15 protein-coding genes are annotated in these 20171 nt (G+C 71.8%); 8 read left to right on the top strand and 7 right to left on the bottom strand.

The genetic code is table 11. The annotated features are described in order from the left end of the window. Nucleotides 1-28: 28 nt before the first annotated feature. The 7 genes from ACIHCM_RS01600 to ACIHCM_RS01570 all read left to right on the top strand — a co-directional run bounded on the left by ACIHCM_RS01600 (nucleotide 29) and on the right by ACIHCM_RS01570 (nucleotide 10778). A complete protein-coding gene (locus ACIHCM_RS01600; RefSeq protein ID WP_399887639.1) occupies nucleotides 29-1414 on the top strand; it encodes an alpha-amylase family protein in 1386 nt (461 codons plus the stop codon). Between the two features lie 130 nt (nucleotides 1415-1544). Beyond that, a complete protein-coding gene (locus ACIHCM_RS01595; RefSeq protein WP_399887637.1) occupies nucleotides 1545-1823 on the top strand; it encodes a polyprenyl synthetase in 279 nt (92 codons plus the stop codon). Next, the gene (locus ACIHCM_RS01590) at nucleotides 1813-2868 is read left to right on the top strand and encodes a polyprenyl synthetase family protein (protein WP_399887635.1); all 1056 of its coding nucleotides are present in this window, start codon (nucleotides 1813-1815) and stop codon (nucleotides 2866-2868) included. Before ACIHCM_RS01595 ends, ACIHCM_RS01590 begins: the two co-directional genes overlap by 11 nt. Before the next feature lie 23 nt (nucleotides 2869-2891). Next, nucleotides 2892-4052: an oxygenase MpaB family protein gene (locus ACIHCM_RS01585; protein ID WP_399888682.1), complete on the top strand. Its 1161-nt coding sequence runs from the start codon at nucleotides 2892-2894 to the stop codon at nucleotides 4050-4052. 33 nt (nucleotides 4053-4085) lie between these two features. After that, nucleotides 4086-4658 (top strand): GNAT family N-acetyltransferase, encoded by a 573-nt coding sequence (locus ACIHCM_RS01580; protein WP_399887633.1) that lies wholly within the window; start codon nucleotides 4086-4088, stop codon nucleotides 4656-4658. A gap of 305 nt (nucleotides 4659-4963) precedes the next feature. After that, a complete protein-coding gene (pulA, locus tag ACIHCM_RS01575; protein ID WP_399887631.1) occupies nucleotides 4964-10363 on the top strand; it encodes a pullulanase-type alpha-1,6-glucosidase in 5400 nt (1799 codons plus the stop codon). A gap of 58 nt (nucleotides 10364-10421) precedes the next feature. Next, complete coding sequence (locus ACIHCM_RS01570) at nucleotides 10422-10778, top strand: 5-carboxymethyl-2-hydroxymuconate Delta-isomerase (RefSeq protein WP_399887629.1); 357 nt, start codon at nucleotides 10422-10424, stop codon at nucleotides 10776-10778. 19 nt (nucleotides 10779-10797) lie between these two features. On the opposite strand, the gene ACIHCM_RS01565 is transcribed toward ACIHCM_RS01570, so the two are convergent. The 4 genes from ACIHCM_RS01565 to ACIHCM_RS01550 all read right to left on the bottom strand — a co-directional run bounded on the left by ACIHCM_RS01565 (nucleotide 10798) and on the right by ACIHCM_RS01550 (nucleotide 15497). Beyond that, nucleotides 10798-11487: a TetR/AcrR family transcriptional regulator gene (locus ACIHCM_RS01565; protein ID WP_399887627.1), complete on the bottom strand. Its 690-nt coding sequence runs from the start codon at nucleotides 11485-11487 to the stop codon at nucleotides 10798-10800. A 66-nt stretch (nucleotides 11488-11553) separates the two neighbouring features. Beyond that, nucleotides 11554-12594, bottom strand: a complete 1041-nt coding sequence (locus tag ACIHCM_RS01560; RefSeq protein WP_399887625.1) for a PDR/VanB family oxidoreductase — start codon at nucleotides 12592-12594, stop codon at nucleotides 11554-11556. Then, nucleotides 12594-13508 carry a metal-dependent hydrolase gene (locus ACIHCM_RS01555; RefSeq protein ID WP_399887623.1) on the bottom strand — a complete coding sequence of 305 codons (915 nt, stop codon included), beginning with the start codon at nucleotides 13506-13508 and terminating at the stop codon, nucleotides 12594-12596. Before ACIHCM_RS01555 ends, ACIHCM_RS01560 begins: the two co-directional genes overlap by 1 nt. 69 nt (nucleotides 13509-13577) lie before the next feature. Continuing rightward, nucleotides 13578-15497: a hypothetical protein gene (locus tag ACIHCM_RS01550; protein ID WP_399887621.1), complete on the bottom strand. Its 1920-nt coding sequence runs from the start codon at nucleotides 15495-15497 to the stop codon at nucleotides 13578-13580. A 174-nt stretch (nucleotides 15498-15671) separates the two neighbouring features. Here ACIHCM_RS01550 and ACIHCM_RS01545 point away from each other — a divergent pair, with 174 nt between their 5' ends. Beyond that, on the top strand, nucleotides 15672-16136 hold the full coding sequence (locus ACIHCM_RS01545; protein WP_399887619.1) for a hypothetical protein: 465 nt from the start codon (nucleotides 15672-15674) through the stop codon (nucleotides 16134-16136). Nucleotides 16137-16219: 83 nt separating this feature from the next. On the opposite strand, the gene ACIHCM_RS01540 is transcribed toward ACIHCM_RS01545, so the two are convergent. The 3 genes from ACIHCM_RS01540 to ACIHCM_RS01530 all read right to left on the bottom strand — a co-directional run bounded on the left by ACIHCM_RS01540 (nucleotide 16220) and on the right by ACIHCM_RS01530 (nucleotide 19726). Continuing rightward, nucleotides 16220-17791 carry a DUF1996 domain-containing protein gene (locus ACIHCM_RS01540; RefSeq protein ID WP_399887617.1) on the bottom strand — a complete coding sequence of 524 codons (1572 nt, stop codon included), beginning with the start codon at nucleotides 17789-17791 and terminating at the stop codon, nucleotides 16220-16222. Between the two features lie 203 nt (nucleotides 17792-17994). Further along, complete coding sequence (locus ACIHCM_RS01535) at nucleotides 17995-19023, bottom strand: NAD-dependent epimerase/dehydratase family protein (RefSeq protein ID WP_399887615.1); 1029 nt, start codon at nucleotides 19021-19023, stop codon at nucleotides 17995-17997. Nucleotides 19024-19102: 79 nt separating this feature from the next. Next, entirely contained in the window at nucleotides 19103-19726 is a 624-nt protein-coding gene (locus ACIHCM_RS01530; protein ID WP_399887613.1) for a winged helix-turn-helix domain-containing protein, read from the bottom strand. Between the last annotated feature and the right edge of the window lie 445 nt (nucleotides 19727-20171).

The following is a 20171-nucleotide window of genomic DNA, read 5'->3' as shown; positions in this document are numbered from 1 at the left end:
AGAGCCTTCAACGGTGAAGGAACCCCACATGGCACGCAGAACTCTTCCCTGGGTGGCCGCCCTCGCAGCCGCCACCACCGCATCCGCCCTTGTCATGCACCCGACTGAGGCGCAGGCCTCGCCGCCCGGCACCAAGGACGTCACCGCCGTCCTGTTCGAGTGGAACTTCGCCTCGGTCGCCCGCGAGTGCACCAGCACCCTCGGCCCCGCAGGCTACGGCTACGTGCAGGTCTCCCCGCCTGCCGAGCACATACAGGGCGCCCAGTGGTGGACCTCGTACCAGCCGGTCAGCTACAAGATCGCCGGGCGCCTGGGCGACCGTACGGCCTTCCGGAACATGGTGAACACCTGCCACGCGGCGGGGGTGAAGGTGGTCGTCGACACGGTCGTCAACCACATGGCGGCGGGCAGCGGCACCGGCACCGGCGGCTCGTCGTACACGAAGTACGACTACCCCGGCCTGTACTCCTCGTTCGACTTCGACAACTGCACGGCCCAGATCACCAACTACCAGGACCGCTGGAACGTCCAGCACTGCGAACTGGTGGGCCTCGCCGACCTGGACACGGGAGAGGAGTACGTCCGCGGGGCCATCGCCAAGTACATGAACGACCTGCTCTCCCTCGGCGTCGACGGCTTCCGCGTCGACGCGGCCAAGCACATGCCGGCGGCCGACCTGGCGAACATCAAGTCCCGCCTGAGCAACCCGTCGGCCTACTGGAAGCAGGAGGTCATCTTCGGCAGCGGAGAGGCCGTCCAGCCGGCGGAGTACACCGGCAACGGCGACGTCCAGGAGTTCCGCTACGCCTACGACCTCAAGCGCGTCTTCAACAACGAGAACCTCGCCTACCTCAAGAACTTCGGCGAGGGCTGGGGGTACATGAGCAGCGGTGTCTCCGGTGTCTTCGTCGACAACCACGACACCGAGCGCAACGGCTCCACGCTGAGCTACAAGGACAACGCCAACTACACCCTGGCCAACGTCTTCATGCTGGCCTGGCCCTACGGGGCGCCCGACATCAACTCCGGCTACGAGTTCACCGACCACGACGCCGGGCCGCCGAACGGCGGACGGGTCGACGCCTGCTGGCAGAACGGCTGGAAGTGCCAGCACGCCTGGCCGGAGATCCAGCGCATGGTCGCCTTCCGCAACGCCACGCGGGGCCAGTCGGTGACCAACTGGTGGGACAACGGCGGCGACGCGATCGCCTTCGGCCGGGGCAACAAGGGCTTCGTGGCGATCAACCACGAGCCCGGTTCCCTGACCCGCACGTACCAGACGTCGCTGCCGGCGGGGACGTACTGCAACGTCCAGAACAACACCACGGTGACGGTGGACGGCTCCGGCCGGCTGACGGCGACCCTGGGCGGCAACACCGCGCTGGCGGTTCACACGGGCAGGCCGAGCTGCTGAGCGCGATCCGTACGGGCGTACGGCTCTTCACCCGGTCGGGAGTTCCTCCACTCCCATGAGCGGCGTGTCCTGATGCTGGTACGGGCGGCGTACGACCGGCGCCGCCCGTACCTGCTGGGTGGGGAGTGGCATGACGCGGGAAGCGGGACGCGGCGGGGGACCGGAGGAGCGGGCGGTACTGCTCGTGGCTGGACTGGCCGATCTGGCGGTGAGCGCCATGAGCTCGGCCCTGGGGACGGCCCGGGGGCTGTTACGCCGCTCGGACACCGCCGCACTGGCGGCCGACGCCGAGCACGACCTGTTGGCGCGGGGGCGCCTGGTCCTGGACCGGTACACGGCCGTCCCCCCGGCCCATCTGGAGATCCTGGCCCGGCACGCCGAGGCGCGACGGACCGCTGATGACATCTGACCGGTGGGAGCCGGCCGCTTTCCGGTCCCGGGTCGACGGGGTCCTGCGTCACTTCGTCGCCCGGGAGGCCGAGCAGTTCGCGGCGATCGATCCGGCGCTGGGCCCCGTGGCCGACCAGCTGGAGGCGGCGGTCGCGGACGGCAAGCGGTTGCGGGCGGCCTTCTGCTACTGGGGCTGGCGCGCGGCGGGACAACCCGACAGCGACGCACTGGTTCGGGCGGCGGCCTCCATGGAGCTGGTGCACGCCGCCGCGGTCGTGCACGACGACCTCATCGACGACAGTCCGCTGCGGCACGGCCGGCCCACCGCGCACGTCGCGCTGCGCGGTGCCGTACGCCGTCGCCCCCGCGGCGCCGCCGCCGCGAGGTCGCTGGCGATGCTGGTGGGGGACCTGCTGATGGGGCTGGCCGGGCAGCTCTTCACCACCAGCGGTCTGCCCGCCGCGTATCTCGCCCGGGCCCGCCCGCTCTGGTCGGTGCTGGCCCGGGAGCTGATCGCGGGCGAATGCCTGGAGATCCTGCGGACCGGAGCCGAGCCGGACACCGCCGAGTCCCTGAAGGTGATCCGGTACAAGACCGCCAAGTACACCGTCGAGCAGCCCCTGCTGATCGGCGGCGCCCTGGCAGGCGCGGGTGAGCGGCTGCGCGAGGGCTACGCCGGCTACGGGCTGCCGCTGGGTGAGGCGTTCCAGTTGCGGGACGACCTGCTCGGCCTGTTCGGGGACCCGGCACGGACGGGCAAGGCCAACACCGACGACGTACGCGGCCACCGGCCCACGGCCCTGCTGGCCGAGACCTGGCGCGTGGCCGGCGCGGACGACCGGGAGCGGCTCCGCGCCCTGCTGGGCCGGCGCGACCTGGACAGGGACGGCCTGGAGGCGGTGCGCGAGGTGATGCGCCGGCTGAAGACCCCCGACCGCGTCGAGGACATGATCACCGCGCGGGTGGAGGAGGCGCTCGGCGCCCTCCACGAACTGGCCGTGCCCGCGCACGCCTTTGCCGCCCTGACCGCGCTGGCGCACTCGGCCGCGACCCGGCCGTCCTGACCACGAGGAGCCCTGCCATGACCGTGACCTGCACCGAGGCATCCATGGACGCCCTGCGACGGGCCGGTGACGAACTGGCCGACGCCACCGTCGCCACGCTGTTCGAGCGAGGCGAGGTCGGCAAGTTCAACACGCTGATGCGCTACGTCTCCACCGCCGGCGCCCCGCTGCCGGACGGACTGCCCGACGTCGCCCGGGAGTACCTGCGGGCCACGAGCGCTCCGCCGGACTGGGTCGACTGGGCGGAGATGGAGAAGGCCCGGCTGTTCTTCATCGACAACAACGTCCACATCTCCACGGCCCTGTCCTTCGCCTCCATGCCCGCCTGCTACGTCGTCCCGCATGTGGCGCGGCTGCTGTCCGCCACGCACGGACTGAAGTACCCCTCGAAACGGATGGCGGAGACCGGTCAGTTCACCGTTCACCTGATGCAGCCAGGCGCCTTCGAGGCCGGCAGCCGCTTCATCCCCGCCGCCCAGAAGGTCCGCCTCCTGCACGCCGCCATCCGCCACCACCTGGGACGCGAGAACGCCTGGGACACCGCCGCGCTCGGCACGCCGATCTGCCAGGAGGACATGATCGGCGGGCAGATGTTCTTCTCCCTGCTCGTGCTGGACAGCCTGCACCGGCTCGGCATCCACATGTCGGCCGAAGGCGCGGAGGCCTACTACTACGCCTGGCGTGTGGTCGGCGCGATGCTCGGCGTCGACCAGGACGCCGTACCCAGGACCCTGGACGAGGCCCGCCGGTTCCTCGATCTCTACATGGTCCGGCACATGGGCCCGTCCGAGGAAGGCGCGCACCTCACCCGGCAGCTGATCGACCTCTACGAGGAGGTCGTGCCCGGCACCCTCTTCGACCCGATCGTCTCCGCCCTCATCCGCCACCTGGTCGGCGACACCTGCGCCGACTGGCTCCAGGTGCCGCGCACCCCGTGGGACACCGTCGTCCGGACCCTTCCGCACCTGCTCGGCGTCCTCGAAACCATCGAGGACCGCTCACCACTGGGCGCCTGGGCCCTGGACCGCCTCGGCCATCTCACCACGATCTTCGAGCTCTCCTCCCTGACCCGCGGACGCGTCATGCACTACGCCATCCCCGAGCAGCTCAAGAAGGACTACGGCGTCTCCACCGCGGTGCCCCGCGGCCACCGCTGGACTCCGCCCGCGGCGACGCTTCCCTGACGGAGGCACGCGGCGGCGTGACATGGTGGTGCCATGGCCATCGAAGTTCGCCCGGCCTCGGTCTTCGAGGACGTCGCCGCCGTGCTCGGCCCGAGGTCACCCGCGGCCGACGTCTGCTGGTGCCTGAGCTACCGGATCCCGTCCAAGCTCAACAAGGAGCTGCGCGGCCCGGCCCGCGGCGACCACGTCGCGCGGCTGTGCCGCGCCGACCCCCCGCCCGGCGTCCTGGCCTACGACGGCGACGAGCCGGCCGGCTGGGCCGCGGTGGCGCCCCGCGCGGACACGTCCTTCGCCCGCAACCGCAAGATCCCGCACGTCGACGACCTGCCGGTCTGGTCGCTGTGGTGCGTCCGGGTCCGCCCCGGCCACCGCAAGCAGGGCATCACGCACGCCCTGATCGCCGGCGCGGTCGACTTCGCCCGCGCCCACGGCGCCCCGGCGATCGAGGCGTACGCCCTCGACAACGGCGACGCCAAGGTCGACCTGACGATGGCCTACGCCGGCCTCCGCAAGAACTTCGAACGCGCCGGCTTCGTCCACGCCGCCGACACCACGTCGGTCCTGGCCGGGCATCCTCGCATCCTGATGCGGCTCGACCTGCGCTGACCGGGCCGGCTGGGGCCGAGGAGGGCCGGGTCGCGTGGCGGCCCCAACAGCCGTCAACCACACGTCACTTCGCCGCCCGGTCGCAGACGGCGTCTTCGCGGGCGGCGTCGCCGGAGGCCGAGTCGTCCAGGCCCGGCGTCGTCCCACTCCGCGCTGAAACTTCTTGCTAAGCGTTTCAACACTCTTGCTGTAAACCTTTCGTCGGCGATACGGTCGCGCCGGGCGCCCGGCGAAGGAGCCGTGCCGCGGCGCAGGGGTCGGACCCGAGGACTCAACAGAGCCGCAATCGCAAGGAGTTCACGCTCGTGATACCGAGTTGGCCGGCGCCCCGCAGGCGCCGTACCGCCCATGCCGGACGGGTCGCGGCCGTCACCGTGGCCGCGCTCGCCGCAGCGCTGGTGCAGCCCCTCGCTGCCCGGGCGGCCGCCCCGCCCCCGCCGCCGTCGGACGCGCAGCTCGCCGCTGAGCCCGCACGGCACGACCTGACCCGTGAGCAGTTCTACTTCGTGCTGCCGGACCGCTTCGCCAACGGCGACAAGGGCAACGACCGGGGCGGACTGACCGGTTCGCGTCTCGCGACCGGTTACGACCCGACCGACAAGGGCTTCTACCAGGGCGGCGATCTGAAGGGCCTGACCCGGAAGCTCGACTACATCAAGGGCCTCGGCACCACCGCCATCTGGCTCGCCCCGATCTTCAAGAACCAGCCGGTGCAGGGCGAGGGCGCCGACGCCTCGGCCGGCTACCACGGTTACTGGATCACCGACTTCACCCAGGTCGACCCGCACTTCGGCAGCAACGAGGACCTGGAGACCCTCATCGACAAGGCTCACGCCAAGGGCATGAAGGTCTTCTTCGACGTCATCACCAACCACACCGCCGACGTCGTCGACTACGAGGAGAAGTCCTACGACTACCTCTCCAAGGGCGCCTTCCCGTACCTGACCGAGGACGGCGAGCCCTTCGACGACGCCGACCACGCGGACGGCAGGCGGGACTTCCCCGAGGTCGGCAAGGGCTCCTTCCCGCGCACGCCCGTCGTGCCCGAAGCCAAGCGGAACCTCAAGGTCCCCTCCTGGCTCAACGACCCGGCGATGTACCACAACCGCGGCGACTCCACCTGGGCCGGCGAGTCCGCCACGTACGGGGACTTCGTGGGTCTGGACGACCTGTGGACCGAGCGTCCCGAGGTCGTCGAGGGCATGGAGAAGATCTACCAGCGGTGGGTCAGGGACTTCGGCATCGACGGTTTCCGGATCGACACCGTCAAGCACGTCAACATGGAGTTCTGGACCCAGTGGGCCACCGCCCTCGACTCCTACGCGGCGAAGCGGGGCCGGGACGACTTCTTCATGTTCGGCGAGGTGTACTCGGCGGACACGTCCGTCACGTCCCCGTACGTCACCCAGGGCCGTCTCGACGCCACGCTCGACTTCCCCTTCCAGGACGCCGCCCGCGCCTACGCCTCCCAGGGCGGCAGCGCCGAGCGGCTCGCCTCGGTCTTCGGCGACGACTACAAGTACACGACCGGCACGGCCAACGCGTACGAGCAGGTCACCTTCCTCGGCAACCACGACATGGGCCGCATCGGGACCTTCCTGAAGCAGGACAACCCCGGTGCGAGCGACGCCGAGCTGGTCAGGAAGGCCGGGCTCGCCAACGAGCTGATGTTCCTCAGCCGTGGCAACCCGGTGATCTACTACGGCGACGAGCAGGGCTTCACCGGCGCGGGCGGCGACAAGGACGCCCGCCAGACGATGTTCGCCTCCACCGCCGCCGACTACCTCGACGACGACCAGCTCGGCACCGACCGCACGCACGCCGTCGACGCCTACGACGCCGGAGCACCGCTCTACCGCCAGATCAGTGCTCTCGCCAAGCTGCGCAAGGCCCATCCCGCCCTCGCCGACGGAGTCCAGACCGAGCGGTACGCGGCCGACGGCCCCGGCGTCTACGCCGTCTCCCGCACGGACGCGAAGCGCGGCACGGAGTACGTCGTCGCCTTCAACAACGCCGACGAGGCGAAGACGGCCACCTTCCCGACCGACACCCCGGCCACCACGTTCCGCGCCCTCCACGGCACCAGGACCGCGGCGCGGACAGCCGCCGACGGGAAACTCACCGTCACCGTCCCGGCCGGTTCGGCGATCGTCCTGAAGGCGGCCGGTGCACCCGCCGCGCCCGCCACCGAGCCGACGATCACCCTCGACGCCCCGGCCCCCGGCGCCACCGGCACGGTCGAAATCACCGCCGATGTCGACGGCGGCGCCCGCAACCGCGTGGTCTTCGCCGCCCGGACCGGCACCGGCAAGTGGCGCACCCTCGGCTCCGCCGACCACGCCCCCTACAAGGTCACGCACACCGTCGGCAAGGACGTGGAGCCCGGCACCGCCCTGCGCTACAAGGCGGTCGTCGTCGACTCCGGCGGCCGCACCGCGAGCGCCCTGGCGGCCTCCACCACCGGCACCCCGCCCGTCGAGCAGCCCCCCACCGCCACCTCCCGCGACTACGCGATCGTCCACTACAACCGCCCGGACGGGAACTACGCCGACTGGGGCCTGTACGCCTGGGGCGACCTCGCCGACGGCGAGTCGACCACCTGGCCCGACAGCCACCCCTTCACCGGCCGCGACGCCTACGGCGCCTTCGCCTACGTCAAGCTCAAGCCCGGCGCGTCGAACGTCGGTTTCCTCGTCATCGACAAGGACGGCAACAAGGATGTCGCCGCCGACCGCACGATCGACCTGAGCAGGACCGGCGAGGTCTGGATCGAGCAGGGCAAGGAGACCGTCCGCACGGAACGCCCGGAGTACCCGGCGCAGGACAAGTCCAAGGCGGTGCTCCACTACCACCGCGCCGACGGCAGCTACGACGGCTGGGGGATGCACGTCTGGACGGGCGCCGCGCAGCCCACCGACTGGTCGAAGCCCCTGATGCCGGTGAAGACTGACTCCTATGGCGCGGTCTTCGAGGTACCGCTCACCGAGGGTGCCACCAGCCTCAGCTACATCATCCACAAGGGCGACGAGAAGGATCTGGCCACCGACCAGAGCCTCGACCTCAAGGCGAACGGCCACGAGGTGTGGCTCTTGAACGGCCAGGAGAAGTACCTGCTCCCGCAGCCGGCGGGCAGCGCGGCAGCGCTCGACCTGACGACCTCCAAGGCGATCTGGCTCGACCGGAACACGGTGGCCTGGAACGGTTCCGACGCGGCCGCGTCCACCCAGCTGCTGTACTCGCGTGACGGCGCGATCAAGGCCGGGAACGGCACGCTCACCGGCGACGCCAAGTGGCTGCGCCTGACCAGGAGCGCCCTGACCGAAGCCCAGAAGGCCAGGTTCCCCCACCTGAAGGACTACACGGCCTGGTCCGTCGACCCGCGGGACCGTGACCGGGTCCGTGAGGCCCTGCGCGGCCAGCTCGTCGCCTCCCAGCGCGCCGCGAACGGCGCCGTGCTCGCCGCCACCGGCGTCCAGATCGCCGGCGTGCTCGACGACCTGTACGACGCGACGAAGGCGAAGCTCGGCCCGGCGTTCCACAAGGGCCGGCCGACGCTGTCCGTCTGGGCGCCCACGGCCCAGAGCGTCTCCCTGGAACTGGACGGCTCCCTCAGGGCGATGCGGCGCGACCACACCACCGGCGTCTGGTCGGTCACCGGCCCCGCGTCCTGGAAGGACAAGCCCTACCGGTACGTCGTGAAGGTCTGGGCCCCCGGCGTCCGCGAAGTCGTCACCAACAAGGTCACCGATCCCTACTCGCCGGCCCTCACCGCCGACTCCGAGCGCAGCCTGCTCGCCGACCTCGGCGACCGCGCCCTCGCCCCCGCCGGCTGGACGTCACTGCGCAAGCCCCGGGCCGTGCCGCTGAGGGACGCGCAGATCCAGGAGCTGCACATCCGGGACTTCTCCGTCGAGGACCGCACCGCCCGGCATCCCGGCACCTATCTCGCCTTCACCGACAAGGCGAGCGACGGCAGCAGGCATCTGCGCAAGCTCGCCGAGTCGGGCACCTCGTACGTGCATCTGCTGCCGGCCTTCGACATCGCCACCATCCCCGAACGCCGCGAGGACCAGGCGCAGGCCGACTGCGACCTCGCCTCCTTCCCGGCGGACTCGGAGCGCCAGCAGGAGTGCGTCGCGGCGATCGCCGCCCGTGACGCCTACAACTGGGGCTACGACCCGTACCACTACACCGTCCCGGAGGGTTCCTACGCCACCGACCCGGACGGCACGGCCCGCACGGTGGAGTTCCGCCGGATGGTCAAGGCGCTCAACGAGGACGGTCTGCGGGTCGTCATGGACGTCGTCTACAACCACACCGCGGCCAGTGGCCAGGCCCGCACGTCGGTCCTCGACCGGATCGTGCCCGGCTACTACCAGCGGCTGCTCGCGGACGGCTCGGTGGCGAACAGCACCTGCTGCGCCAACACCGCGCCCGAGAACGCCATGATGGGCAAGCTCGTCGTCGACTCGATCGTCACCTGGGCCACGCAGTACAAGGTGGACGGCTTCCGCTTCGACCTCATGGGCCACCACCCGAAGGCCAACATCCTCGCCGTCCGCAAGGCCCTCGACGCGCTCACCCTCGAGCGGGACGGCGTGAACGGCAAGGAGATCATTCTCTACGGCGAGGGCTGGAACTTCGGCGAGATCGCCGACGACGCCCGCTTCGAGCAGGCCACACAGAAGAACATGGCCGGCACCGGGATCGCCACGTTCTCCGACCGGGCCCGTGACGCCGTGCGCGGCGGCGGTCCCTTCGACGAGGACCCCGGCGTCCAGGGCTTCGCGTCGGGCCTGTGGACCGAGCCCAACTCTTCGGCGGCAAACGGCACCCCGGCCGAGCAGAAGGCCCGCCTGCTGCACTACCAGGACCTCATCAAGGTGGGACTCTCCGGAAACCTCGCCGGCTACCGCTTCACCGACACCAGCGGCAAGCAGGTCAAGGGCTCCGAGGTCGACTACAACGGTCAGCCGGCCGGATACGCGGCCGTCCCCGGCGACGCCCTCGCCTACGCGGACGCCCACGACAACGAGACCCTGTTCGACGCCCTCGCCTTCAAGCTGCCGGCCGGCACGAGCGCGGCCGACCGGGCCCGCATGCAGGTGCTCGCGATGGCCACGGCCACCCTCTCGCAGGGACCGTCGCTGTCCCAGGCCGGCACCGATCTGCTGCGCTCCAAGTCGCTGGACCGCAACTCCTACGACAGCGGTGACTGGTTCAACGCCGTCCACTGGAACTGCGCCGACGGCAACGGCTTCGGACGCGGGCTGCCGCCGGCCGCCGACAACCGCCCGAAGTGGCCGTACGCCAAGCCGCTGCTGGGCTCGGTCGGCGTCGGGTGCGCCCAGATCGAGGGGGCGTCGGCGGCCTACCGGGATCTGCTGAAGATCCGTACGACCGAGAAGGCCTTCTCCCTCGGCACGGCCGGGCAGGTCCAGGAGCAGCTCTCCTTCCCGCTGTCCGGCACCGGCGAGACGCCCGGCGTGATCACCATGCGCCTCGGTGACCTGGTCGTCGTGTTCAACGCGACGCCGGAGCGCCAGGAGCAGCGGGTCGCCGCGCTCGCCGGGGGCGGCTACCGGCTGCACCCGGTGCAGGCGAGGGGCGCCGACGCGGTGGTCACGGGGGCGTCGTACGAGGCCGGCAGCGGCACGTTCGCCGTACCGGGGCGGACGGTCGCCGTGTTCACCCGGGCGGGCTGACCGGGAGCTGCGGTTAGGGTGCTCCTGTCCCCCGCACAGCAGGAGCACAGGAGCACCCATGCCGCAGATCACCGTCGACTACTCCGCGACGCTGGCGGACGACTTCGACCGGCCCGCGTTCGCGCGGGCGCTGCACACCGCGGTCGTGGAGATCGCGGCCGCGAAGCCGCCGGCCTGCAAGACGCAGTTCCGCCGCGCCGAGGACACCGCGGTCGGGGACGAGACCGAGGGGCACGCGGTCGTGCACGTCACGCTCGGACTGCTGGCCGGCCGCGGCGAGGACACCAAGGCCCGGCTGACGGAGGCCGTACTCGAACTCCTGCGCAAGCACGTGAAGCCGGCCGGGGGCCTCGCCCTGCACGCCTCCGCCGAGGTGCGCGACCTCGACCCGTCGTACCGCAAGCTCGACGGCTGAGCAGGAGCGGACCTGGGCCCTAGGACGCCAGCGCGATCAGGCGGGCCGCCAGGTCGGTGAAGGGGCCGTCCATCGGTTCGTCCTTCAGCACCCGGCGGATCAGCGTGGCCGTCTCCTCGTCGTACGTCGCGCTCACCGCCGCCAGCGCGGCGAAGTCGTTGACGAGCTGGGCCTCCAGCTCGTCGCGCGGGATGCGCCGGCCGTCCAGCCAGATCAGCGCCGTGGACTCGGCCAGCGAGATCCAGGAGCGAACGACCAGTTCCAGCCGCGCGGGCGGGTCCGCGATGCCGAGATGCGACATGATCTGGTCGTACGCGGCCTGCCGTACCGCGTCGATGAGCGCGTTGGTCCGCGACGAGCCGACCGCCGGACCGCCCCGCATCAACGCCGAGAAACCGGGGCCGTGGTCGTCCACGAAGTCGAAGAAGCGGTGCATCACCCGCCGCAGCCGGGCCCCGAGGGGACCCTCGTGCGGTTCGACGAACCGGCCCGCCAGATCGTCCGCCGCCCGCTGCAACGCGGCTTCGTACAGGCTGAGTTTGCCCGGGAAGTAGTGATAGACGAGCGGGCGTGAGATGCCCGCGGCGGCGGCTATCTCGTCGATGGAGACCTCGTCGGGAGAGCGGCGGCTGAACAGTTCGAGGGCCACGCCGATCAACTGCTGCCGCCGCTCCTCGACACCCATTCTGCGGCGAACCCCGGTAGACATACGAACACCTTACCGATCGGATCCAGCCTCGAACGGACAGGACCGATCCGGGTGCTGTGGAGCCATTCACATATCCAGCACAAGTCTTTCACTTCGCGCCCGCGAGACACAGATCAGCATCGAGTCGCCCCGCTCCTCGTCGGTCAGCAACTCGTCCCGGTGGTCGACCTCGCCCTCCAGCACCCGCTGCCGGCAGGTCCCGCAGAAGCCCTGCTCGCAGGAGTACGCCGTGTTCGGCAGCTCGGCGCGCACCGCGGAGAGCGCGCTGCTGCCGGCCGGGACGGTCAGCGTCCGCCCGCTGCGCCGGAGTTCGACCTCGAAGGCGCCGTCTCCACCGGCCGGCCTCCTCGGTGCGAACCGTTCCAGACGGACTCCGGGGACACGTTCCCCGACCGCCGCCATCAGGCCCTCGGGCCCACAGCAGTACACGACGGCGTCCTCCCGGGCCCCCGCGAACAGCGCGTCCAGATCCGGCAGTCCGGCCTCGTCCTCGGCCACCACGGTCACCCGCTCCCGGCCGAGCTTCTCGACCTCCTCCAGGAAAGGCATCGACGCCCGCGTCCGTCCGCCGTACAGCAGCCGCCACTCCACCCCCTCCGGCAGCGCCCGCAGCATCGGCAGGATCGGCGTGATCCCGATGCCCCCGGCGACGAACACGTAGGAGCCGGCCGCGACGAGCGGGAAACGGTTCCGGGGTCCCCGCACCTCGACCTCCATGCCCTCCCGCACCCGCTCGTGCACCTCCCACGAGCCGCCCCGCCCGTCCGGCACCAGCCGGGTGGCGACGGTGTACGACGACGTGTCGTCCGGGTCCCCGCACAGCGAGTACTGCCGCACCAGCCCCGAGGGCAGCACCAGGTCCAGATGCGCCCCGGGCTCCCAGCGGGGCAGGTCGTGCCCTTCGAGGCGCAGTTGCACGACCCCCTCGGCGACCGTCTCCCGCGAGGTGACCCGGAGCCGGAGCGCCCGCGAGCGTGGCCGGCCGGAGACCGGCTCGTCCAGGGCGGGCATCGGCCACAGCGGCGAGACCCGGATCCGGCGCCGCATCGCCCGCCGGGCCAGCAGCGCGGCTCCCGCGACGACCACCGCGGTACGCAGCTTCGCCATCACGCTTCCCCCTTCCCGCCGGCGAGGGCGGCGCGAGCGGCGGGTGAGGAGGCGAGATAGGCGACCGCCTGCTCGGTGGAGCCCTCCTGCGACGGGTGGTACGCGCGGCTGAGATAGCGCGGTATCGACCGCACCATGTCACCGGTCGCCGGCAGCACACCCCGCCTGCCGCGCACGTAGAAGTCCTTGACCGTGGCCCTGCCGTCGAGCAGCGTCGGGTCGTTCTCCATGAAGAAACGCGCCCCGCGCTGCCACAGGAACACCAGCGCCGAGAAGGCGGTCGCCCAGGTGCGGACGCGGCGTCCGTAGCCGCCGTCGACGTGCAGGAAGAGGTCGAAGGCGACGGACCGGTGCTCCACCTCCTCGGCGCCGTGCCAGCGCAGCAGGTCCAGCATGGTCGGGTCGGCGCCGCGCCGGTCCAGCTCTTCGGCGTTCAGCACCCAGTCGCCGAGGAAGGCGGTGTAGTGCTCTATCGCCGCGATCAGCGCGACCCGCTCCATCAGCCACCACCGGCGCGCACGGCCCGGCGGCAGCGTCCGGTCGCCGAGCAGCTTCTCGAACAGCCAGTCCACCTGCGCGGTGTACGGCGTCGGGTCGAGTCCCTGCTCCTTCAGATGCGGCAGCACCTCGTCGTGGGCCTGGGAGTGCATCGCCTCCTGCCCGATGAAGCCGATCACGTCCTCGCGCAGCCGGTCGTCGCCTATGTACGGCAGCACCTGCTTGTACACGTGCACGAACCACCGCTCACCGGCGGGCAGCAGCAGATGCAGCACGTTGATGGTGTGCGTGGTGAAGGGATCACCCGGCACCCAGTGCAGCGGCGTGTCCTCCCAGGAGAAGGACACGTTCCGCGCCTTGAGCGGGATCCGCTCGGACTCCACGGGGCGGGGCGCCCGGGCCTGCTTATGAGACATGGCGTCAATGTACTGACGGGTAAGTCGTCGCGGAACCCATGTGCGGCGACTTGTTGACGCCGGTGTCAGCTACCGCAGGCCGTCGATCGTCCGCCCGTCCGTGAGGGTCGCCCTCAGCCCGGCCTGCGCGCCCTGCTTCGCCTTCGCGGCCAGGAGATTGCCCTGGGCGGTCTGGCGCACACCGCCCGTGGCACTGATCGACGCGGTGTCCCGGCTGCCCGCCGCCAGCAGGTACCAGGACCCCGCGGCGGACTTCCACAGGACCCCGGCCAGCACCTGAGGATCGCGAGCCCCGCACGCCGCCACGTTCTCGGCCTTCGCCGCGACCGCCCCGTACTTCCCGCCCGGCGTGTGGAACTGCGCCTGCACCCGCTCGCCGCCGCCCCGCCAGGTCTCCCCGCGCGTGCACACCCACGCCGCCGTGCCGCTCGCGTCGGGCAACGGCTGCTCCGCGTACTGCCAGGCGTTCACCGACCGCACGCCGTGCCCGCGCAGGTCACCCAGCGAGCAGCCGAACGGCGCCCAGGTGCGCAGCGCCTCCGACCCCGCCGCGTCGTGCGCCGCGCCCGGCCGTCCCGTGGTGAGACGGGCCGGGACCAGCTCGCCGAGGTCCGTCATCAGCCGCGTACCGGCGTCGTCGGTGATCTGCAGGACGTTCCAGGACGTGCAGGCGCCGGTCTGGGTGGCGGGGCTGGCCAGCGGTGCGGTGATGCCGTCCGTCAGGGCGAGATCCATGGCGCCGGAGCCGGGCTTCAGCAGGTCCCGCTCGGCCGCCTTCTTCACCCACGGCGCCGTCAGGTAGCGGACGTTGCCGTCGGTCCGGTTCAGCACCACCGCGTTCGACTCGATCCGGCTCGCGCCGTCGGCACGGGCGAAGTCGAGGGCTGCGCCCGCCGTGCCGTCCTTCGGCTCGGCGTAGCGGGCGATGCGCAGACCGTCGTAGAAGATCACCACGCGCGCGTTGTCGACCTGTCCGGCGTACAGCAGCTGCGGCGGGCCGGCCGGGCCGCCGGACGGGGTGCCGGGGGTCGCCGAGACCTGGACCGCCTCGCCCGGGCGTGCCCAGACGGCGAGGGCGCGGCGCAGCAGCGCGCGATCGGTGGTGAGGTCGCCGCGTGCGGGCCAGACCGAGAAGTCGGTGCGCGTGGCGGACTGCCAGGCGACGGGGGAGACCTTCACCAGCCTGCCCGGGTCGAGGGCGGCCTGGGCCGCCGGGTTCTGCGCGTAGGGCGGTGCCGCGGCGCCGTCGGGACCCCAGCCGTCGCCGGGGAGGGCGATCAGCGCCCCGCACACGGCGGCGGCCGCGGCGGCGGCGAGCGCGGCCTTCAGGTGCTGGCGGCGGCGCATCAGATCGGTGGGCCTGGCCTGCAACGAACAGGGGTCGAACTCGGGGGAGTCGAGCAGCGGGTACCGCGCGGGGACGCCGTCGGCCTCGTGGAGCGCGGCGTCCGGGTCGGCGACGCCGGCGGTGCGCAGGACATGGTGGACGTCGCTGTCGGGCAGCCGCTCCAGTCCCCGCAGGACGAAGGCGGCGCGGGCGGGCGCGGAGAGCGCGGACAGCTGCTGGTCCAGAGCGAGTTCGTCGGCGCCGCCGGAGCGCGGGAACAGCCGCAGGCCCCACACCTGGGGGAGCAGCGGCGGCAGCTGGGAGCGCTTCGGCCAGGCCTTGCGCCGCAGCGGCAGGCCCGCCTCCAGTGCCGTACGCAGCACCTGGAGGCGGACGAAGGCGTAGCCGGGATCGCCGTCGCGGCCGGTGGACTGGGCCGGGATGACGGACGCCGCGGCGCGGCCGCGGGGCAGCGCGCGCTGGGTGAGGGCGTGCGCCGTCAGCACCCGGCGGTTGCGGCCCAGGGCGGGCGGCAGGACCAGGTAGGCGAGGCGGACCAGCCGCGGATAGTGCTCGACGAGCGCGGCCTCGGCCTGCTCGACGTCGACGACCGGGGCGGAAGCGGAAGACGTGGGGCGCGGGGCGACATCCTGTGACTGCACGTTCAGCAGAACGAGCGAATGGGCGGTTGGTCACCGCACACGGGTGAGTGGCCTCCGGGGGTTGACGAAGGGCCGGCGAACAGGCGCAGCGGGCGGCATTGAGCACGGCGTCCGCCGGAGCCGTATCGAACTGAGGCGCAGGTGCGTCCGCTCCATGACCGACCGGAGGAACAGATGAGGCTGACCCGACCGATGCTCGCCCTGAGCGGTGCCGTGGCGGTGCTGGCGCTGGCGGGCTGCGGCTCCGACGGCGACCAGGCGGCCGTGCCGGAGACGGCGACCGGCAGCCTGGAGCACCTCGCCGCCGAGGTGAAGTGCGAGCCCGACATGCAGACCGACGAGGACGAGATCCGGCAGGCCATCTGCGAGCAGGGCAAGGAGAAGTACATCCTCGCCACCTTCGCCACCGACCGCGGTCAGCGGGAGTGGATCAACACGGCCAAGGACTACGGCGGCTACTACCTCGTCGGCCGCAAGTGGGTCGCCGTCGGGCACGAGAACGTGCTGACGGAGCTGCGCGGCCGGCTCGGCGGGGATGTGGAGGTCGGGACCGACCACTCCGGTCACGGCGGGAAGCAGGGGGAACAGGGCACCTCGCACCCCGGCGGCTCCTCGCACTCCGGTCACCACGACAGCTGACTCGCCGGTTCGGGAAAACCGAAAGCCGGCGGCGGGTCTCCCCGCCGCCGGCTTTCCCGTGGGTCAGTCGGCCCGCCCGTGGGTCACTGGCAGTTCTTGCCCCGGTTGATGCACTTCACGACCTTGTTCATCAGGCTCTCGTCCATGACGTTGATGAAGTCGTTGTGGTCCGTGATCGGCTTGTGGAGCTGCTCCGGGAAGCCGTCCACCGCGAACGGGCTCTGGAGCTGCCCGTTCTCGATGACCGGGGCCGGCACGTCGTACACCAGCCGGATCTGCAGCTGGGGGATCGCCACGAAACCGTTGGCGCAGGTGCCGTCCGCCTGGACGAAGTCGACGTGGTCGCGGTGGTTGGCGCTGTCGATGTTCTGGCCGTCCCAGCAGCTCTGGAAGTTGGCCGTCCGTACCAGCTGGCTGCCCTCGGGGCAGATCGGGTACTTGTCGGTCAGCTGCCGGTCCTCGAAGCCGGTGCAGCTCAGCGAGGCGTTGGCGTTCGCGTCGCCGTTGGTGAACGCCTTGGCGTCGCCGGTGATGACCCGCAGGAACTTCGGCATCGCGACGACCTTGCCCGCCTTGTTGCCGACGAACTTGATCTCGGCCTGCTGCGCCTTGAGGATCTGCCCGACGTTGCCCTCGGCGCCGCCGCCCAGGTCGCCCGCGTCGAACTCCTGGGTGCCGTCCTGGAGCCGGAGCACCGGCCAGTAGTACGTGGACTTGTCACCCTGGTTCTGGCAGGAGGTCTCCGCGTTGGCCAGGTCCTCGTCGCTGGAGAAGGCGTCGTTGTCCTGGTTGCCGACGTAGTCGTGCGTGTGGTGCGCGCCGTTGTCGACGCCGGGGGCGACGATCAGGTTGTCGCTGTTGAACAGGTCGTTCTCGTTGACACCGCAGGACGTGGTGAAGCTGCCCCGGGAACCGGAGTTCCCGTTCGCCTTCAGGCCGTTGCCGTTCGCCGGGGGCACGTTGGGCTGGACGGTCGTGATGTCGACGAAGTCCGCGGCCACCGGGCCCGCGGCCCCGTTGCCGTTGTCGCCCACGTTCTGGCCGTCGCCCTGGTCCTGCCCGTCGCCGTTCTGGCCGTCACCGTTGTCCTGGCCGTCACCGTTCTGGCCGTCGCCCTGGTCCTGCCCGTCACCGTTCTGGCCGTCACCGTTCTGGCCGTTCCCGCCGTCGTTGGTCTGCGGCTGCTCGACGGGCTTGCCGGTGCAGGGGGACAGGTTGTCGAGCTGCTCGGAGGCGCTGCCGCCGGCCCGGTTGATCTCCAGCTGGATACGGTCGATGATCACCTTCCGGCGGTCCTTGAGCGGGCCGAGGATGGCGTTCTGGACGTAACTGCCGTCCCTCGCCTGGGCGTCCCGCGTGGTCGCGAGCCGCTGGTAGGCCTCGGTGATCTGCTGGTCGAGCGTCGCCAGTTCGCCGTCCACCTCCCCACGGGCCTGGTCCGGCACCTCGGAGATCTCCTGGCCGACGTCGGGACAGTCGATCGTGGCCACCTGGGCCGATGTCGACTTCGTCCGGTTCGACCAGTCGTTGTCCTCGTGCGCCGAGGCATAGAAGTTGGCCCAGACAAGCCCGCCCCCACCGAGCGCTAGGGCCGCCGATGCGGCAATGGCCTTGGTGGCCAGCGGCGTACGGCGTTTTCGTGTGTTGCGTCCCATGGAACTCCTCTGACTTCCTTGCGGGGCAGCATCGAGGCGCCCGACAGGAGTGAAGCGGCTCCCTCAGATACGGAGCGCGTCCCTCGGGTGTTCAGCCGTCCCGGAAATCGTTGAGAAGTCCGTGAGGACTCTGTAAAACCAACAGCCCCTGGGGTACCGGGAGTTGCTGATCGCCGACGGCGAGTGAACGAGAGCGTCCGTTTTCACCGGCCGTGGACTCCGCCGCCCGCGAGCACCTTCGCCTCCACCTCCGGATCCAGGCCCACCGGTGGCCGGTCGGGCCGCTGCGGCGCCGTCCCGCCGATCTCCCGCAGCCAGCGCCAGGTGGCGGCCACCGTCTCGCCGGCCGGCCGGCAGCGCAGCCCCGCGGCCAGCGCGCGGGAGACGTCAGCGCCGTGCAGGGCGTCGTGCAGCTCGCTGCCCGGCGGCACCCACACCGGCAGCCGGCTCCACGGCTCGATCCCCGCCCCCAGCACCGCCTCGGGCTCGGTCCAGCGCAGCTCGGCCGTGGCGCCGGTGACCCGCACGCACGCCTCCAGCAATTCGCCCATGGTGGTGTGCCCGCGAGGACCGGTCAGATTGAACGGTCCGCAACGCTCCCGCTCCACCGCGTCCAGGATCCACTCCGCCAGATCGCGGACGTCGACGAACTGCACCGGCAGCTCGCGCGGGCCCGGCGCCAGTACCGGGCCGCCACGGGCGATCCGGGTCAGCCACCACGGCAGGCGGCCGACGTTCTCGTACGGCCCGAGCAGCAGCCCGGCGCGCACCAGCAGCGAGCGCTCCGACCCGAAGGACTCGACGACGGCCAGCTCGCCGCCCCGTTTGTCGCGGGCGTACTCGGTGTGGTCCGCGCCCGGCTCGGCGCCCTCGACCAGCGGCGCGTCCTCGGTGTAACCGGCGGGTGGGGCCCAGGCGTACACCGAGCAGCTCGACACGTACACATACCGTCCGGCGCGGCCCCGCAACAGCCGCGCCGTGTCCCGCACCGCGCGGGGCGCCGCCGACCACGTGTCGACGACGGCGTCCCAGTCACCGGCCGCCAGTGCGCCGAGCCCGCCGGGGCCGTCGGGTCCGTCCGGCGCGGTGCGGTCGCCCAGCACCTCGCGGACGCCGGGAGGGGCCGCGTGCGCCCCCCGGTGGAAGACGGTGACGTCCCAGCCCCGCCCGAGGGCGGCCTCGACGACCGCCCGGCCCGCGAACTCCGTGCCACCCAGCATCAGCAGTCTCATGGGAGTGACTCTGCCCGGCGCAGGGGCACGGGGGAAGCGGGATCTGCCGAGGGCAGACGCGGACGGTGGTGGCCCGGCGTCAGTCCCCGGCCGGTGGCGCGTACTTGTAGCCCACCCGGCGGACCGTGAGGATCGCCTGCCGGTGTTCCGCGCCCAGCTTGCGGCGGAGGCGGGCGATGTGGACGTCGACCGTGCGGCCGTCGCCCACGTGCCCGTAGCCCCACACCGTGGTCACCAGCTGGTCGCGGGTGTGCACCCGGTGCGGGTGCGCGACCAGGTGGGCGAGCAGCTCGAACTCCAGGTAGGTGAGGTCGAGTTCACGCCCGGCGACCTCTGCGGTGCGGCGCTGGGGGTCGACACGGATGAGGGGGTCGGCGGTGGCGTCCGTGCCGGTGGGGCCCGTGCCGGTGGCGGCGAGGTCGTCCGCCGTCGCCGGGGCGCCGGTCGCCGCCACCGGCAGGAAGGGCGGCTGCTGGTCGGCCGGGACGAGCACCAGGTACCCGACCATCGGCGGCCGGCCCGGGAGGGAGGGCAGGGCCTCCTGCGGAGCCGGCAGCCAGGTGGCGCCCGGCGGGAGGAGGCTCGGCACCCCCCTCACCTCTTCCGGGTCGACGGCCCGCAGCCGGTGCCGGGAGCCGCCGGGGGCGGGTGCGGGGGAGAGAGGGCGGGAGGCGGAACGGGACAGGGAACCAGGGTTCGCCATGAGAGGTCAGCTCTTTCGCGCGAGAGGTCCGTCGGGAGGTACTCGTGTCGCGCTGGCCGGAGGCCGGTGTGTGCGGCGTCAGCGGGCCGGCGCGGTCGTCGCGCGGCAACACACACGGTCGAAGTCGTCGTGCTGACGGGAGGGCCAGAAGGGCTCGAGGTCATGGCGACCCGTCGCGGAGAACTTCTGGAAGCCGACCATGGCCCCATTGAAGCAGAACCCCGCCGGGAACCCGGCCCTCCTCTCACCTCTCGGACCCCTCCTTGGCCGAAACCCGATGCCGCAACGCCCTCATCCCTCCCGACGGCACCACCGACAACGCAGAGGGGGGGGGGGGGGGGCGCGGGGGGGGGGGGCCCCCCCGCCCCCGGGGGGGGGGCGGGGGGGCGCGCGGGGGGGGGGGGGCGGCCCCGCCGCCAGGCAGCCGGCCGGGGGGGCTGAGAAC

The sequence above is a fragment of the Streptomyces sp. NPDC052023 genome (assembly GCF_044548465.1).
In the GTDB taxonomy this organism is placed as follows: Bacteria; Actinomycetota; Actinomycetes; order Streptomycetales; family Streptomycetaceae; genus Streptomyces.
The sequence above is the reverse complement of the archived record's forward strand: the minus strand, read 5'-3'. Positions and strand labels throughout refer to the sequence as shown.

Bases quoted from the DNA above. Each gene is read 5' to 3' on its own strand.
- ACIHCM_RS01600 (WP_399887639.1), top strand. From the start codon at position 29: ATGGCACGCAGAACTCTTCCCTGGGTGGCCGCCCTCGCAGCCGCCACC.
- ACIHCM_RS01595 (WP_399887637.1), top strand. From the start codon at position 1,545: ATGACGCGGGAAGCGGGACGCGGCGGGGGACCGGAGGAGCGGGCGGTA.
- ACIHCM_RS01590 (WP_399887635.1), top strand. From the start codon at position 1,813: ATGACATCTGACCGGTGGGAGCCGGCCGCTTTCCGGTCCCGGGTCGAC.
- ACIHCM_RS01580 (WP_399887633.1), top strand. From the start codon at position 4,086: ATGGCCATCGAAGTTCGCCCGGCCTCGGTCTTCGAGGACGTCGCCGCC.
- ACIHCM_RS01570 (WP_399887629.1), top strand. From the start codon at position 10,422: ATGCCGCAGATCACCGTCGACTACTCCGCGACGCTGGCGGACGACTTC.
- ACIHCM_RS01565 (WP_399887627.1), bottom strand. From the start codon at position 11,487: ATGTCTACCGGGGTTCGCCGCAGAATGGGTGTCGAGGAGCGGCGGCAG.
- ACIHCM_RS01560 (WP_399887625.1), bottom strand. From the start codon at position 12,594: ATGGCGAAGCTGCGTACCGCGGTGGTCGTCGCGGGAGCCGCGCTGCTG.
- ACIHCM_RS01555 (WP_399887623.1), bottom strand. From the start codon at position 13,508: ATGTCTCATAAGCAGGCCCGGGCGCCCCGCCCCGTGGAGTCCGAGCGG.
- ACIHCM_RS01545 (WP_399887619.1), top strand. From the start codon at position 15,672: ATGAGGCTGACCCGACCGATGCTCGCCCTGAGCGGTGCCGTGGCGGTG.
- ACIHCM_RS01540 (WP_399887617.1), bottom strand. From the start codon at position 17,791: ATGGGACGCAACACACGAAAACGCCGTACGCCGCTGGCCACCAAGGCC.
- ACIHCM_RS01535 (WP_399887615.1), bottom strand. From the start codon at position 19,023: ATGAGACTGCTGATGCTGGGTGGCACGGAGTTCGCGGGCCGGGCGGTC.
- ACIHCM_RS01530 (WP_399887613.1), bottom strand. From the start codon at position 19,726: ATGGCGAACCCTGGTTCCCTGTCCCGTTCCGCCTCCCGCCCTCTCTCC.